The organism is Bordetella genomosp. 5, from assembly GCF_002261475.1.
Lineage (GTDB): Bacteria > Pseudomonadota > Gammaproteobacteria > Burkholderiales > Burkholderiaceae_B > Bordetella.
Window position 1 is genome coordinate 77,964 of the sequence record NZ_NEVN01000011.1, and the last position, 13,890, is coordinate 91,853.

Here is a 13,890-nt window from a genome sequence, read left to right on the forward strand (position 1 = left end):
ACAAGCGTTGGGCCTGCCGGCGAAAAAATCAGCGGTCCTGGGCGCGGCGCAGGCGCTCGCGGCTGTTGCTCAGGTGCATGCGCATGGCGGCGCGGGCCGCCTCGGGATCCTGGCGCGAGATCGCCTGCCAGATGTCCTCGTGCTCCTGGTTGACCCGCGCCAGGTACTGCTCACGGTCTTCGTGGGCGATGCGGGCCGAATTAATGCGGGTACGCGGAATGATGGCCGAGCCCAGATGCGACATCAGATCGGCGAAGTAGCGGTTTTCGGTGGCCTGCGCGATCAGCAGATGGAAGCGGAAATCCGGGGTGACGGTGTCGCCCCCTTGCGCCAGACAGCCCTTGAACTCGTCGAGGGCGCGCCGCATCTCGCTCAGCTGCGTGTCGCTGCGACGCAACGCGGCCAGGCCGGCCGCCTCGCTTTCGAGGCAGATCCGCAGCTCGAGCAGCACCAGCACGTCGCGCACGGTGGCGATGTCGGCCGGATCCACCCGGAAATCGGTGCCGCCCGAGGGCTCGAGCGCGTAGGTGCCCACGCCGTGGTGCGTCTCGACCAGCCCCGCCGCCTGCAGCCGGGACAAGGCTTCGCGCACCACGGTCCGGCTCACGCCGAACTGGCGCATGATCTCCGACTCAGTGGGCAGCTTCTGCCCCGGCGCGATCTCCCCGCCCCGAATACGCTCGGTGATCGATTCGACCAGGCCCTGCGCCAGATTACGCGGACGACGCTGCGGCACCGCTGCGGTTTGGGAGGCATTGCTCATCGAGGGGGTATCCCGGGGTGGTGTGATGCTGGAGGTTAAAACTTCGCGGCCGATTATACCGCCGGCACGTTGTACGATAACGTACCAGATACCGACCCGCCTCGGGACGCCCGGCGTGCCACTACGACACGCCTGCGACCGGCGCGGGCGTTTCTTCCAGGCACAGCACGAAGCGCGTGCCGCGGCCGGGCTCCGATTGCGACGATTCCACGTGCAGCGTCCAGCCCTGCATGTCGCAGACGCGCTTGGCGATCGCGAGGCCCAGGCCGCGCGGCACCGCGCCGGCGCCGGCCTCGGCGGAGTCGCGCAGCCGCCCGCTGTAATAGCGCTGGAACACGAACGGGAGCTCGTCGGGCGCGATGCCGCGGCCATTGTCGGCCAGCACCAGCGCGCCTCGCACGTCGAGCGAGGCCACCAGTTCCGCCGGCGCCGCGTGCTCCAGCGCATTGCGCACCAGATTGCGTAGTACCGTGAGCAGCGCGTAGCGGTCGAGCATGCGCTCGACGCCGTCCGGGATGGCATTCACGAACTGCAGCCCCGCCTGCTCGGCGTTGACCTCGAAGCCTTGCCAGGCGTCGCGCATGCAGCGCGACAGATCGACGGACTCGGCGGCGCGAGGCTCGTCGCGGGCGAGCGCGCGTGCGCTCTCGAGCGATGCCGACACGCTGTCGACGTGGTCCACGATGCGCTGCAAGCGCTTGCGGGACGCCGCCGGCAGGGTCTCGTCGAGCAACATCATCTCGCCGTCGGAGCGGATGCCCGCCAGCGGCGTGCGCACCTCATGGCTCAGATTGGCGGCAAACTCGCGCTCCCGGGCGATCGAACGGTCGACCTGATTCTGCACGCGATTGAAGGCCTCGATCAGGCGGCCCGCCTCGTCGTCGCGCTGCACGGCCAGGTCGGCCGACCCCGGCGCCCAGGTAGACAGCCGCTGGGTCAGGTCGAGCATGGGGCTCACCGCGATACCGGCCACGCGGCGCGACAGCCCATAGGCCAGCACCACGCAGATGGCGCCGATGCCCAGCACGAACAGACCGAAACTCTGCACGCGCTCCTCGTTGTCGGTGGCGTCGTACAGTAAATAGAGTTTGCCCTGCTGATTGCCGACCGAGGCCACCATGACGTGCCAGGTCTCGGCGCCCGGCTCCAGCAGATGCAGGCCGTTGTCGAGGCCGCGCAGCGGCTCGGGCAGCACCGCATCGCTCTGGTTCGGCTCGATCAGCCACGCGCGCATCGAGCCACCGAGCTCGCGCGGGCCCTGCCGCGCGTCGGGCAGAAAATACTCGCCCGTGCGCAGATGCTGGGCCAGGCGCTCGGTTTCGGTGGTGAGGATGTCGTTGACCAGATCGTCTTCCATCTGGTCGAACGTGAGATAGGACAGCAAGGCGAGGACGGTCACGAACACCGTGACCGTGCCGGTCAGCGCCCACACGACCCGCTGGGTCAACGCTCCGGAACGGCTCATGCCTCGATCCTCAGGCGGCCGGCGACACGAGGCGCCAGCCCGTGCCATGCACGGTCTCGATGCCGTCGAAACCGGCGTCCGCCAGCGCCCGGCGCAGCAGATGCATCTGGCTGCGCAAGGCATCGGAGGCGGGCGGCTCGTCGCCCCACAGCACCGACTCCATTTCTTCGCGCGACACCACCCGGCCCGGGTCGCGCAGCAGGGTCTCGAGGATCAGGGTGGACTTGCGCGCCAGATGCACCGGCGTGCCGGAAACGGTGACGTCGCGCGTGCGGGTATCGAGCGCGAGCGCGCCGCAGCTCAGCACGGCATCCACGACCGCGCCGCGGGCGCGCAGGATCAGCGCCTGCAGGCGCGCGTGCACCTCGGCCAGCGCGAAGGGCTTGGTCAGATAGTCGTCGGCACCATGGGCGAACCCGGCGAGCTTGTCGTCGAGCCCGTCGCGCGCCGTGAGGATGAGCACCGGCACCGGCAGGCGCCGCTCGATGCGCATCGCGTGCAGGACCGCATGGCCGTCCAGGCCAGGCAGGCCCACGTCGAGCACCACGGCGTCGAAGCTGTGTTCTCCCAGCATGGCGAGCGCCGTGCGGCCGTCGTAGGCGGCATCGGGCATGAAGCCCTTGCCCTGCAGATACTCGTAGAGATTGCCCGCGATGGTGAGATCGTCTTCGACGATCAGCACGCGGTAGTTCGGGCCCGCTGGCGCCATGATCCGCTCCTCGCCTGCGTCAGGCCGACGCCTGCAGCACCTTGCCCGGGTTCATCAGGCCATTGGGATCGAGCGCGTGCTTGATCCGCTTCATGAGATTGAGCTCGATCTCGCTCTTGTAGCGCGGCAGCTCGTCACGCTTGAGTTGCCCGACGCCGTGTTCGGCACTGATCGAGCCGGCGAAATCCATCACGCTGCGATGCACGATGTCGTAGACGCCCGGCTGCAGCGCCAGCAGGTCGGCCTCGGTCTGGCCGGGCGCGCGCGCCACGTTGTAATGCAGATTGCCGTCGCCCAGATGGCCGAAGATAACGTTGCGCACGCCCGGGAAACTCGCCTGCAGGGCCGCGTTGGTGGTGTGCACGAAACGCGCGATCGACGAGATCGGAATGGAAACGTCGTGCTTGACGGCCTTGCCGAGCTCCGCTTCGGCCAGCGGAATGCTTTCGCGCAGATGCCAGATGGCCTGGCTCTGCGCCAGATTGGCCGCGATCGCGGCATCGGTCACCAGGCCGTCTTCGATGGCGGCGCCCAGCACGGCCTCGAAGCGCTCGCGCGCGTGCGTCTCGCTCTCGCTGTCGGAGAGCTCCAGCAACGCGAACCAGGGCGAGCGCGTGGCATCGCCCTCGAACGGCAGGCGCTGCTGCGGAAACAGCTTGATCACGGCCTGCAGGCAATCGCCCGCCATCAGCTCGAAGCCCGTGAGCGACGCGCCAAAGCCGGCTCGGGCGCGCGACAGCAGCTCGACGGCGTCGTCAATGCTGTCGAGCGTCAGCAACGCGGTGCACGACGCGACGGGCAACGGAAAGAGTTTGAGCGTGGCCGCGGTGATGATGCCCAGCGTGCCCTCGCTGCCGACATACAGGTCGCGCAGGTCGTAGCCGGTGTTGTCCTTGCGCAGGCCGCGCAGTCCGTGCCAGACCTCGCCATCGGCGGTCACGACTTCGAGCCCGAGCACGAGCTCACGCGCATTGCCGTAGCGCAGCACCTGGGTGCCGCCGGCGTTGGTGGCGAGGTTGCCGCCGATGGTGCAGCTGCCTTCGGCCGCCAGACTGAGCGGAAACAGCCTGCCCGCCTGTTCGGCCGCCTCCTGCACGGCCTGCAGCACGCAGCCGGCCTCGACGGTCATGGTGTCGTTATCGGTATCGATGGCGCGCACCCGGTTGAGCCGGGCGGTGCTCACGATCACCGCATCGCCGCGGTCGTCGGGGGTGGCGCCGCCACACAGCCCCGTGTTGCCGCCCTGCGGCACGATCGGCGCGCCGTGCGCGAGGCAGGCCCGCACCACGGCGGCGACCTCGTCGGTGGAGCCCGGCCGTACCACCGCCAGTGCGCGGCCCCGGTAGCGGCGGCGCCAGTCCTGCTCATAGGGCTCGGCGTCGGCGCCGGTCAGGACGTGGCTCGGTCCCAGGAGGGACTGAAGATCGGTAAGCAGCGACATGATGTTCAGCTCGCACGGAGCCGACGGCGAGAGACCGGTCGGCGGGTCCAGGAATGCGGCCTATTGTAGTGTCAGCGGCGCTGCGACACCGGGGTTCAACTGGCGGCCCGGTGGTCGCTCCAGTCGGTGATGCGATCGAGCCGCGAGCCGGTCAGGCCCGAGCAAAAGGCGGGCGAGGCGATGCGGTTGAGCAGAAAGGCGCGCTCGGGCACCGCCAGGCCGGGCATGTCGCCGATGGCCTGATAGGCGCGCCGCAGCGCGTCGCCGCGGGTCGTGCCGCAAACGACCAGATGGGCATCCGGCCGTCCGGACGCCACGCAGGCGCCGATCCGGACGTCGAGCGTGTGAGCGGAAATCGGCTCGAGCACGCCGGCGCCTTCGTCGGTGTCGTGTTGGAGTGCCGCCTCGAGCACGCGGAACATGCCGGTCGCGTCATCGAGCGAAAAGGCCACGGTGCCCAGCCCGCGCCAGCCACGGTCGCGGGCGATGCCGCAGGCCGCGGCACGGAGTGCCTGCTCGATGCCATAGGCCAGGCGCGGCGCGGGGCACTCGGCGATCAGCACGCGCGCCTCGCGCCACACGCTGCGCTCCCAGGGCCGGCCGGCCTGGGTGACGCGGGCGTCGGAATACACCTGGATGTCGAGCCGGCGTTCGAGCCCGGGCGCGGGCGCGGATTGGCCGTTGGATCCGCCCGGCGGGCGACGCCGGCGGCTCGCGCCGTGCGCGATATCGACCAATGACACGTTGGCACCCATGCGCCACCTCCATTCAAATTCACCTAAAGCGTATCACTTCTCGCGTGACACCTTTGGACACTTGCAAGAAGCGTGCCCGACGCCCCTATGGCGGCGCGTTCGGGCATCCGCACGTCAGGTTTTACGCGCATGCACCAGGATGCGGCATGGCATGGTGCTTGCTTTGCACCGGGTTCGCCCCCCCTTACGCCCCGTGGCATGACGTCGATGCGTCGCCGTATTTCACAAACGCGCCGTGCCCGAATCGGGGATAATCACGTTCATGTACACCGGAGCGCCCAGGAAAATGACGCAGTGGCGCCTGGTGACAACGCATACACCAAGGAATAACCCACGTGTCCAGCAATCCGCAGTTCCCCGCCTCGGTCTATAAAGCCTACGACATCCGCGGTACGGTGCCCGACCTGATCGACGAGCGTTTTGCCCGCGCCCTGGGTGGCGCACTGGCGGCACGCGCGCGCGCGGCTGGCATCGGCGCCCTCGTGGTCGGGCGCGACGGCCGGCTCAGCAGCGAGTCGCTCTCGACCGCGCTTCAGGAAGGCATTCTCGAGGGCGGCGTCGATACGCTGGACATCGGCCAGGTGCCGACCCCGCTGGTCTACTACACGGCTTATGCCGAAAAGACCGGCTCGGGCGTGGCGATCACCGGCAGCCACAATCCGCCCAAGTACAACGGCTTCAAGATGATGATGGGCGGCAGCGCCCTGTATGGCGACGACGTACTCGCCCTGCGCGACGCGATGCACGCGCCCGAAGCCGTCCCGGCCGGCGGCCCCGGCAAGCGGCGCGTGCTCGACGTGGTGCCCGCCTACCTCGAACGCATCGTGTCCGACGTCAAGCTCGCCCGGCCCATGAAGATCGCGATCGACTGCGGCAACGGCGTGGCCGGCGCGATCGCCCCCGCCCTGTTCCGCGCGCTCGGCTGCGAGGTCACCGAGCTGTTCTGCGAGGTCGACGGCACCTTCCCGAACCACCATCCCGACCCCGCCGATCCGCATAACCTCGAAGACCTGATCCGCTGCCTGCGCGAGACCGACTGCGAAATCGGCCTGGCATTCGACGGTGACGGTGACCGTCTCGGCGTCGTCACGAAGTCCGGCCAGATCATCTGGCCCGATCGCCAGCTGATTCTGTTCGCGCGCGACGTGCTCGAGCGCTGCCCCGGCGAAACCATCATTTACGACGTCAAGTGCAGCCGCCACGTAGGCCTGGCCATCGAAGCCGCCGGCGGCAAGCCGCTCATGTGGCAGACCGGTCATTCGCTCGTGAAGGCCAAGCTCGCCGAGACCGGCGCCCCGCTGGCAGGCGAAATGAGCGGCCACATCTTCTTCAAGGAGCGCTGGTTCGGCTTCGACGACGGCCTCTACACCGGCGCGCGTCTGCTGGAGATCGTCTCGCGCCACGCCAATCCGTCCGAACCCCTCGAGGCCCTGCCGCAAGCGGTCAGCACGCCCGAACTCAAGCTCGAGATGGAAGAAGGCGAACCGCACGCGCTGATCGCCCGCCTGCAACGCGAAGGCCAGTTCGACGGCGTCACCAACCTCGTCACCATCGATGGCGTTCGTGCCGAGTACCCCGACGGCTTCGGTCTGGCCCGGGCCTCGAACACCACGCCTGTGATCGTGCTGCGCTTCGAAGCCGAAAACGCCGAAGCGCTGGCCCGCATCCAGCACGACTTCCGTCAACAACTGCTCAAGCTCGCCCCGCACGCGCGCCTGCCCTACTGATCTTCATCCCGGCGCAATGACTTCTTCACTTACCCAAGGGCCTGCCTGGGCCGCATACGTAGACACCGTCCAGTTGGCTCAGGTCCATGGAGAATCGTTGCGCGTGATCGAGGCCGGCGGCCTGCAGGTCGACCTGAGCGCGCAGCCTCAATCCGAGGCGCTCGACCAGGCCGGCCTTGCGCTGCTGGCCCAGCAGGACTTCACCCGCGCGCGCTCGGCATTGTTCGACGGCGGCCAGGCCAACTGGACCGAGCGCCGCGCGGCGTTGCACACCGCATTGCGCGCGTCCGAGCCGCCGCCGTCCGTCGCCCGCGCCATCCTGGGCGAGCGCGAGCGCATGCGCGCCTTCGTGGCGCAACTCGACGCCACCCAGTCGTACCGGCACGTGCTGCATCTCGGCATCGGCGGCAGCGATTGGGGTCCGCGCATGGTGCTGCGCGCCTTGCGGCACGGTGGCGTGAAGCGCGACATCCGCTTCGCCTCCAACGTCGATTCGCACGCGGTGGCGGATGCCATGACCGGTCTCGATCCCCATCAGACCCTGGTCATCATCGCCTCCAAGTCCTTCACCACCACCGAGCCGCTGGCCAACGCGGCCGTGGCCATGGACTGGCTGCGCGCAGCGGGCATCGAAGATCCGGTGCGCCAGGTCGTCGCGATTACCGCGAACACCGACGCCGCGCTGGACTTCGGCATCTCGCCCCAGCACGTGTTCCGGTTCTGGGACTGGGTCGGCGGCCGCTATTCCCTGTGGTCGGTGATCGGCCTGCCGATCGCACTGGGCCTGGGCTGTGACACGTTCGATGCCTTGCTGGCCGGCGCCGCCGATATGGATCAGCACTTCGCCAACGCGGAGCTCTCGCAGAACGCCCCGGTGCAGATGGCGCTCGCGGGGCTGGCCAACCGCAGCGTGCGCGGCTTCGATTCCCTGGCCATTACGCCGTACGATTCGCGCCTGGAGCATCTGGTGCCGTGGGCACAGCAGCTCGAGATGGAATCGCTGGGCAAGGTCGCCACGGCCGACGGCAGCGCCGTGGGCGTGCCGACGGGCCCCGCCGTCTGGGGCATGACCGGCACGGACTGTCAGCACACGTTCTTCCAGTGGCTGCACCAAGACAGCCTGGGCGCGCCGGTCGACTTCATCCTGAGCGCGCGTCCCGATCACGATTACGCTCAGCACCACCAGCTGCTGATCGCCAACTGCCTCGCGCAACGCGCGGCGCTGTTGCGCGGCAAGTCTTTCGAAGAGGCCTTGCGCGAGTCGCTCGAGGTCGAACCCGATCCCGACAGGGCGGAACAACTGGCCCGGCACAAGGTGCATCCCGGCGGCCGGCCGTCGACGCTGATCGTGTTGCCCTGCCTCGATGCGCGCTCGCTCGGCGCCCTGCTCGCCCTGTACGAACACAAAGTGTTCACGCAAGGCGTGCTGTGGGGCATCAATCCCTTCGATCAATGGGGGGTGGAGTTCGGCAAGGCGCTGGCGCGCAACATCCTCGGTGATCTGAACGGCTCGAACGAGGGTTCCGACCAGGACCCCTCGACCCGGCACTGGATCGCCACGCTGGCGGGACCGGGCACGCCTTCGTGCTGAAGCGGGCCCCGGCCCGCGTCGAAGGCCGCGCAACGCGGCCCGGACGGGTCCGGGCCGGCACCGCCCTCACGACTTCGCGATAAGACGCGCGTAAATCTCGAGATGCCGGCGGCAGACGTCGGCGATCGAAAACTCGCGTTCGGCCAGACGCCGCCCGGCGGCACCGAGGGCCTGGCGCCGCGTGGGATCCACCGCCAGGGCCGCGATGGCGCCGGCCAGCGCGGTGGCATTCTTGGGCGGCACCAGCAGGCCCGTTTCGCCGGGCTCGATGGCGTCGCGGCATCCCGGCACATCGGTCGTCACGACCGCACGACCGCAGGCGGCCGCCTCGATCAGCGACTTGGGCAGCCCTTCACGATACGAAGGCAACACGGCGATATGGCTCGCGGCATAGAGGTCGGCCACATCGCGGCGTTCGCCCAGCACCTCGACCAGACCCTCGTCCCGCCACCGCTGCAGTTCCTCCGGCGTGACCGACGCCGGATTGCCCGGATCGATACCGCCCGCCAGGCGCAGGCGCACCGGCAGGCCCTGTTCGCGCAGGAGGCGCGCGGCCTCCACGAACTCGAACACGCCCTTGTCGCGCAACAGGCGCGCGACCATCAGCGCCACCGCCGGTTCGGGGGGCTCCGGCTCGGCACGATACTCGGCCAGATCCACCCCTGAGCCACGAATCATTTCGACCTGGTCATCCCGCACCGCGCCGACCTTGCCGAGCAGTTCGCGATCGTTGGCGTTCTGGAACACGATCTTGCTGTTGCGGTGTCCGAGCGCGAGACGGTACAGCACGCTGACCACGCCACGCACCAGCGCGGCCTTGCCGCCGCGGGCCACGAACACGAAGCCCAGGCCGGAGATCGCCGCGACCATCGCCGGCACGCGCGCCAGCCGCGCCGCCAGCCCGCCGTAGAGCACCGGCTTGATCGTGACGAGGTGAACCAGATCGGGGCGCAGGCGCTTGAACAGGCGCACCAGCGCCATCAGCGTGCCCAGCTCCTGCAGCGGCTGCTTGCCGCTGCGCGTCATGGGAATCGCATGATGGGTGAGCCCCAGCGCCTGAATGTCGGCCACCGCGGGGCCGTCCATCGTGGCCACATGCACGTCATAGCCTTCGGCCTGCGCGGCAAGCGCCAACGGCGCGCGGTGCGACATGAAGAAGGCGGGATTATTGACAACGAAAAGCAGCGTCTTGCTCATGATGCGGCACGTCCTTGCGCGATCTGGCGCCAGACCTCGCCGTATGCCTGCACCATTCTTTCGAGGTCGAAGTGCGTCAGCACCCGCTCGCGGCCGGCGGCGCCGGCCGCCGTACGACCGACCTCGGCCACACGCAGCAACATGGTTTGAATGCCCTCGGCCAGCGCGCGCGCATCCTGGGCCGGCACCACACGGCCGGTGTCGCCCACGATGTGAGCGGCATCACCGACATCGGTCACCACGCAGGGCGTGCCGCAGGCCATGGCCTCGGCCACGACGTTGGGAAACCCTTCGGCGCAGCTCGACAACACATGCAGGTCCAGGCTGTTCATTACCGCGGGCACATCGTCGCTCGGCCCCGCCAGCAGCACGCGGCCGCGCAATCCTTCGCGATCGATCAACGCGCCCAGCTCGGCGTTACCCGGCGCCATGCCGCGGCCCACCAGCACGCAACGCAGGCCCGCGTCGCGGTGTTCGCGCACGAGGTGTCCCACCGCGCCCAGCAGGTTGGCGTGATCCTTGAGCGGATCCCAGCGCGCGACGCAGCCGATGAGCGGGACGTCGGGCGCGACGCCCCAGATCTCGCGCATGCGCGCGCCGGCGGCGGCGTCGGGCGCGTAACGCGAGAGGTCGTAGCCATTGGGAATGACCACCATCCGATCCGCGCGATATCCGAGCTGCTGATGCCGCCGCGCGGCATCGCGCGCGGCGCACACGATGGCCGCGGGCACGCGGCCGGACAGGCTGGCGCACATGCGCAGCACCAGCCGCGCCGAGCGGCTGCTGCGCGACAGGTGCTCGCCGGAATTACGGATGCCCCATGCGACGGCGCGGATGCCCGCCAGGCGGGCGGTGACGCCGCCGATCAGGTCGGCGTGGTACATCCACGTCTGCACGGCGTCGGGGGCCTCTTCGCCCAGCAGGCGGCGCAGGGCACGCACGCCTTCGAAGGTGACGCGCCCGCGCGGCATGTCGAGCACATGCACGGGCACGCCGGCCGCGCGCAGACGCGCGCCGTAAACGCCTTCGTCGGTGAGCGAGATCACGAAATGGCGATCGCGCTGGCCGGTGTGCGTGGCAAGGCGGAACAGCACCGATTCGGCGCCGCCCTGCCCCAGTCCCGTGATGATGTGTGCAATGCGCATGCGCTTTCCTGCTCTCAGGCGGTCACGCGCACTTGCGCGAACAGATCGTCCCATTCGGCCAGCACCGCGGCCAGCGAATACCGGCGGCGGACCGATTGCGCCCCCTGCTGACCCAGCCGGGCCCGCAGGTCGGGATCGCGCATGAGCGACGCCAGCGCCGTGCGCAGACCGTCGCGATCACCGGGCGGCACCAGCAAGGCATCCTGGCCATTGCGGGTGATCTCTTCGGGGCCGCTGGTGCAATCGAACGTCACGGCCGGCAGCCCCACGGCCATCGCTTCGAGCAGCACATTGGGAAAACCTTCGACGGCCGAGGTCAGCACGAAGGCCTCGCCGCGCGCCTGCTCGACCCAGGGCTCGGCGGTGCGGCCGGGCAGATGCACGCGTCCGGCCAGTCCGGCGGCCTCGACCTGCGCCTCCAGCTGCTCGCGCATCGGGCCTTCGCCCCAGATCCACAGATCCCAATCGGGGAAGTCCTGGGCCAGGCCGGCGTAGACATCGATCAACAGGTCGAACTGCTTGTCGGGCACGAGCCGGCCCATCGCGATCAGGCGCTTGCGTTCCTGGGCCGGCGCGCCGACCGTCGTGATCGGTGCGTCGAGCAATTCGGGGGGCAAGGGATTCGGAATGACCTCGAGCCGCTCGATGCCCGGCACATCGCGAGCAAAGGGCTTGGCGGTGGCGTGCGCCTGCACCGTCACCATCGCGGCGCGCGGATAGAACCAGCGGCGCAGCTTGCGCCAGCGCGAGCTCACGGTGCCTTCGGCCACGGGATTGGTGCGCTCGCAGGCGATCACGGGAACCTTGACGCCGAGGGTCGCGATGATCGCGGCCACGTTGACGTTGGTGAGGAAGGACACCACCACATCGGGCTTGCGCTCGCGGATGATGCGGCGCATGGCCCACAGGCGCCGCAGCGCGGTGATCGGGCCGGAAGAGCGCTCGCCGACGACGTCCGCCAGCCACAACAATTCCACCTTGTCCGACAGCGGATAGAAGCAGCTGCCCTTTTCCGAGTAGGTCGGCATGAGCGTCACGGCATCGCCGCGTTCGGCCCAGGCACTGACCAGGGTGGCGGCGACGCGTTCGGCGCCGCCCGCATGCATGGAACTCACCAGCATCAATATTTTCATCGTCCCGCGCCCTCGCTCAGGCGCGGGGCGGGGGGATCCACGGCATCGCCGCGTCGGTGTTGATCGAGCCAGGCCTGCATCATGAGTACTCCCCAGAGATGACTATTCCAGTTGCGATGGCCGCTCTTGTGCTCGCGCCACTTGCGCAGGATGGGTTCGGGCTCGAACCAACCTTCCTGGCGCAATCGCGCGGGGTCGAGCAGCGCCTCCGCCCAATCGCGCAAGGGGCCGCGCAGCCAGGAGGCCAGCGGCACCGCGAAACCGCGCTTGGGGCGATCCACCAATGTCTGCGGCACGTGGCGATACAGCAGCTGGCGCAACAGCCATTTGCCGGTGCCGCCACGCACCTTGTAGTTGAACGGCAGTTGCCAGGCGAATTCGAAGACCCGGTGATCGATGAGCGGCACGCGCGTCTCGAGACTCACGGCCATCGCCGCGCGGTCTACCTTGACCAGGATGTCGTCGGGCAGGTAGGTGACGGCGTCGAGCTTCATCATGGCCTCGAACAACGAGCCCTTGAGCGGATCCTCGAAGATCGAGCGGGGCTCGACGCCCCCCTTGACCACGCGGCCCGGGTCGGCCCAGTAGGACACGAACTGCCGATAGAATTCGCCCTCGTTGTTCGCGCTGAGCAACTCGCCCAGCTTGCCGACCTTGCCACGCCACGCGCCGGAGCCCGGCAACGCGGCCGAGCCGCGCATCACGGCGCCCCCGAGGTGGCGCAGCGGCGCGGGCACGCGCCCGAACTTGTGCCACCAGCTATTCACCCGGAAATAACGCGAATAGCCGCCGAACAGCTCGTCGCCGCCGTCGCCCGACAGCGCCACGGTCACGTGCTGGCGCGCCATGCGCGTCACCAGAGAGGTCGGGATCTGCGACGAGTCGGCGAAGGGTTCGTCGTACATCTCGGCCAGGTGCGGCACCACGGCCAGGCCATCGGCCGCCGTCACGTAGAGCTCGGTGTGATCCGTGCCCAGATGCGCGGCCACCGCCTTGGCGTGCTCGGCTTCGTTGTAGCCTTTTTCGTGAAAGCCGATCGCGAAGGTGCGCACCGGCTTGCTGCTCTGCGCCTGCATCAGCGCGACGATGGTCGAGGAATCGATGCCGCCCGACAGGAATGCGCCCAGACTCACATCGGACAGCATCTGTCCGCCCACGGCACGGCCCAGGACCTGTTCGAGCGCGTCGACCGCGTCGGCGTCTTTGGCAAACGACAGCGGATTGCGCTGGCCGGCCTCGGCGGCCTCCAGCGCGGACCAATAAGCCCGCGGCTGCGGCATCTCGCGGCCGCGCATCTGCGATTCTGAAAACTCGAGCCAGGTGCCTGGCGGCAGCTTGCGAATGCCCTCGTAGATCGATTGCGGCGCGGGGATGTAGTTGTGCCGCATGAACGACGCCAGGGCATTGCGATCGATGTCGCGCCCGAAGCCCGGCACCGGCGCGAAGGCTTTGAGCTCCGAGCCGAACAGCAGGTTCGCGCCGCTGAAACCGTAGTACAGCGGCTTCTCGCCCATGCGGTCACGCATGAGGCTGAGCGTGCGGCGCTCGCGGTCCCAGAGGGCGTTCGCGAACATGCCGGTGGCGGCCTTGAGCATCGCCTCCACGCCACGCGCCGCGATGTAGGCCAGCACCGTCTCGGTGTCGGAATGACCGCGCCACGCGGGCGCCTGCCCGGCCGCTTCGAGGTCGGCGCGCAGCTCGAGATGGTTGTAGATCTCGCCGTTGAGGATCAGCACATAGCGGCCGCACGGCGACACCATGGGCTGATGCCCGGCCTCGGTCAGGTCGAGAATCGCCAGCCGTACATGCGCCAGGGCCACGCCGGCGTCGCGATCTTCCCAGAAACCGTTGCTGTCCGGCCCACGATGCCGGATGCGCTGGCAGCTCTGCGCCAGGATGGTTTCCTTGCCCTCGAGGGGGCCCCAGATACCGACAATTCCACACATGATGTAGAGGATCTCACC

The 13,890-nt window shown here is 68.8% G+C and carries 11 protein-coding genes; 2 read left to right on the plus strand and 9 right to left on the minus strand.

The features are described from left to right. Nucleotides 1-28 precede the first annotated feature (28 nt). The 5 genes from CEK29_RS19955 to CEK29_RS19975 all read right to left on the minus strand — a co-directional run bounded on the left by CEK29_RS19955 (nt 29) and on the right by CEK29_RS19975 (nt 5,133). Nucleotides 29-763: a FadR/GntR family transcriptional regulator gene (locus CEK29_RS19955; protein WP_094859121.1), complete on the minus strand. Its 735-nt coding sequence runs from the start codon at nt 761-763 to the stop codon at nt 29-31. A gap of 121 nt (nt 764-884) precedes the next feature. Continuing rightward, complete coding sequence (locus CEK29_RS19960) at nt 885-2,228, minus strand: sensor histidine kinase (protein ID WP_094859122.1); 1,344 nt, start codon at nt 2,226-2,228, stop codon at nt 885-887. A 10-nt stretch (nt 2,229-2,238) separates the two neighbouring features. Then, entirely contained in the window at nt 2,239-2,937 is a 699-nt protein-coding gene (locus CEK29_RS19965; protein ID WP_094859123.1) for a response regulator transcription factor, read from the minus strand. Between the two features lie 19 nt (nt 2,938-2,956). Beyond that, nucleotides 2,957-4,378 carry an FAD-binding oxidoreductase gene (locus tag CEK29_RS19970; protein WP_094804057.1) on the minus strand — a complete coding sequence of 474 codons (1,422 nt, stop codon included), beginning with the start codon at nt 4,376-4,378 and terminating at the stop codon, nt 2,957-2,959. A gap of 95 nt (nt 4,379-4,473) precedes the next feature. Beyond that, nucleotides 4,474-5,133 (minus strand): BPTD_3102 family carboxylase-like protein, encoded by a 660-nt coding sequence (locus tag CEK29_RS19975; protein WP_094804059.1) that lies wholly within the window; start codon nt 5,131-5,133, stop codon nt 4,474-4,476. A gap of 335 nt (nt 5,134-5,468) precedes the next feature. Between CEK29_RS19975 and CEK29_RS19980 the strand changes: the two genes are divergently transcribed. Continuing rightward, nucleotides 5,469-6,860, plus strand: a complete 1,392-nt coding sequence (locus tag CEK29_RS19980) for a phosphomannomutase/phosphoglucomutase (protein ID WP_094859124.1) — start codon at nt 5,469-5,471, stop codon at nt 6,858-6,860. A gap of 16 nt (nt 6,861-6,876) precedes the next feature. Further along, nucleotides 6,877-8,451: a glucose-6-phosphate isomerase gene (gene pgi / locus CEK29_RS19985; RefSeq protein WP_094859125.1), complete on the plus strand. Its 1,575-nt coding sequence runs from the start codon at nt 6,877-6,879 to the stop codon at nt 8,449-8,451. A 66-nt stretch (nt 8,452-8,517) separates the two neighbouring features. On the opposite strand, the gene CEK29_RS19990 is transcribed toward pgi, so the two are convergent. The 4 genes from CEK29_RS19990 to asnB are packed head-to-tail and all read right to left on the minus strand — an operon-like array spanning nt 8,518 to nt 13,872. Beyond that, nucleotides 8,518-9,648, minus strand: coding sequence for a glycosyltransferase family 4 protein (locus CEK29_RS19990; RefSeq protein ID WP_094804065.1), 1,131 nt, complete (start codon nt 9,646-9,648; stop codon nt 8,518-8,520). Then, nucleotides 9,645-10,793 carry a glycosyltransferase family 4 protein gene (locus CEK29_RS19995; RefSeq protein WP_094859126.1) on the minus strand — a complete coding sequence of 383 codons (1,149 nt, stop codon included), beginning with the start codon at nt 10,791-10,793 and terminating at the stop codon, nt 9,645-9,647. Before CEK29_RS19995 ends, CEK29_RS19990 begins: the two co-directional genes overlap by 4 nt. 14 nt (nt 10,794-10,807) lie before the next feature. After that, nucleotides 10,808-11,926 (minus strand): glycosyltransferase family 4 protein, encoded by a 1,119-nt coding sequence (locus tag CEK29_RS20000; RefSeq protein ID WP_094859127.1) that lies wholly within the window; start codon nt 11,924-11,926, stop codon nt 10,808-10,810. Continuing rightward, nucleotides 11,923-13,872, minus strand: coding sequence for an asparagine synthase (glutamine-hydrolyzing) (gene asnB / locus CEK29_RS20005; protein WP_094859128.1), 1,950 nt, complete (start codon nt 13,870-13,872; stop codon nt 11,923-11,925). Before asnB ends, CEK29_RS20000 begins: the two co-directional genes overlap by 4 nt. Nucleotides 13,873-13,890 lie beyond the last annotated feature (18 nt).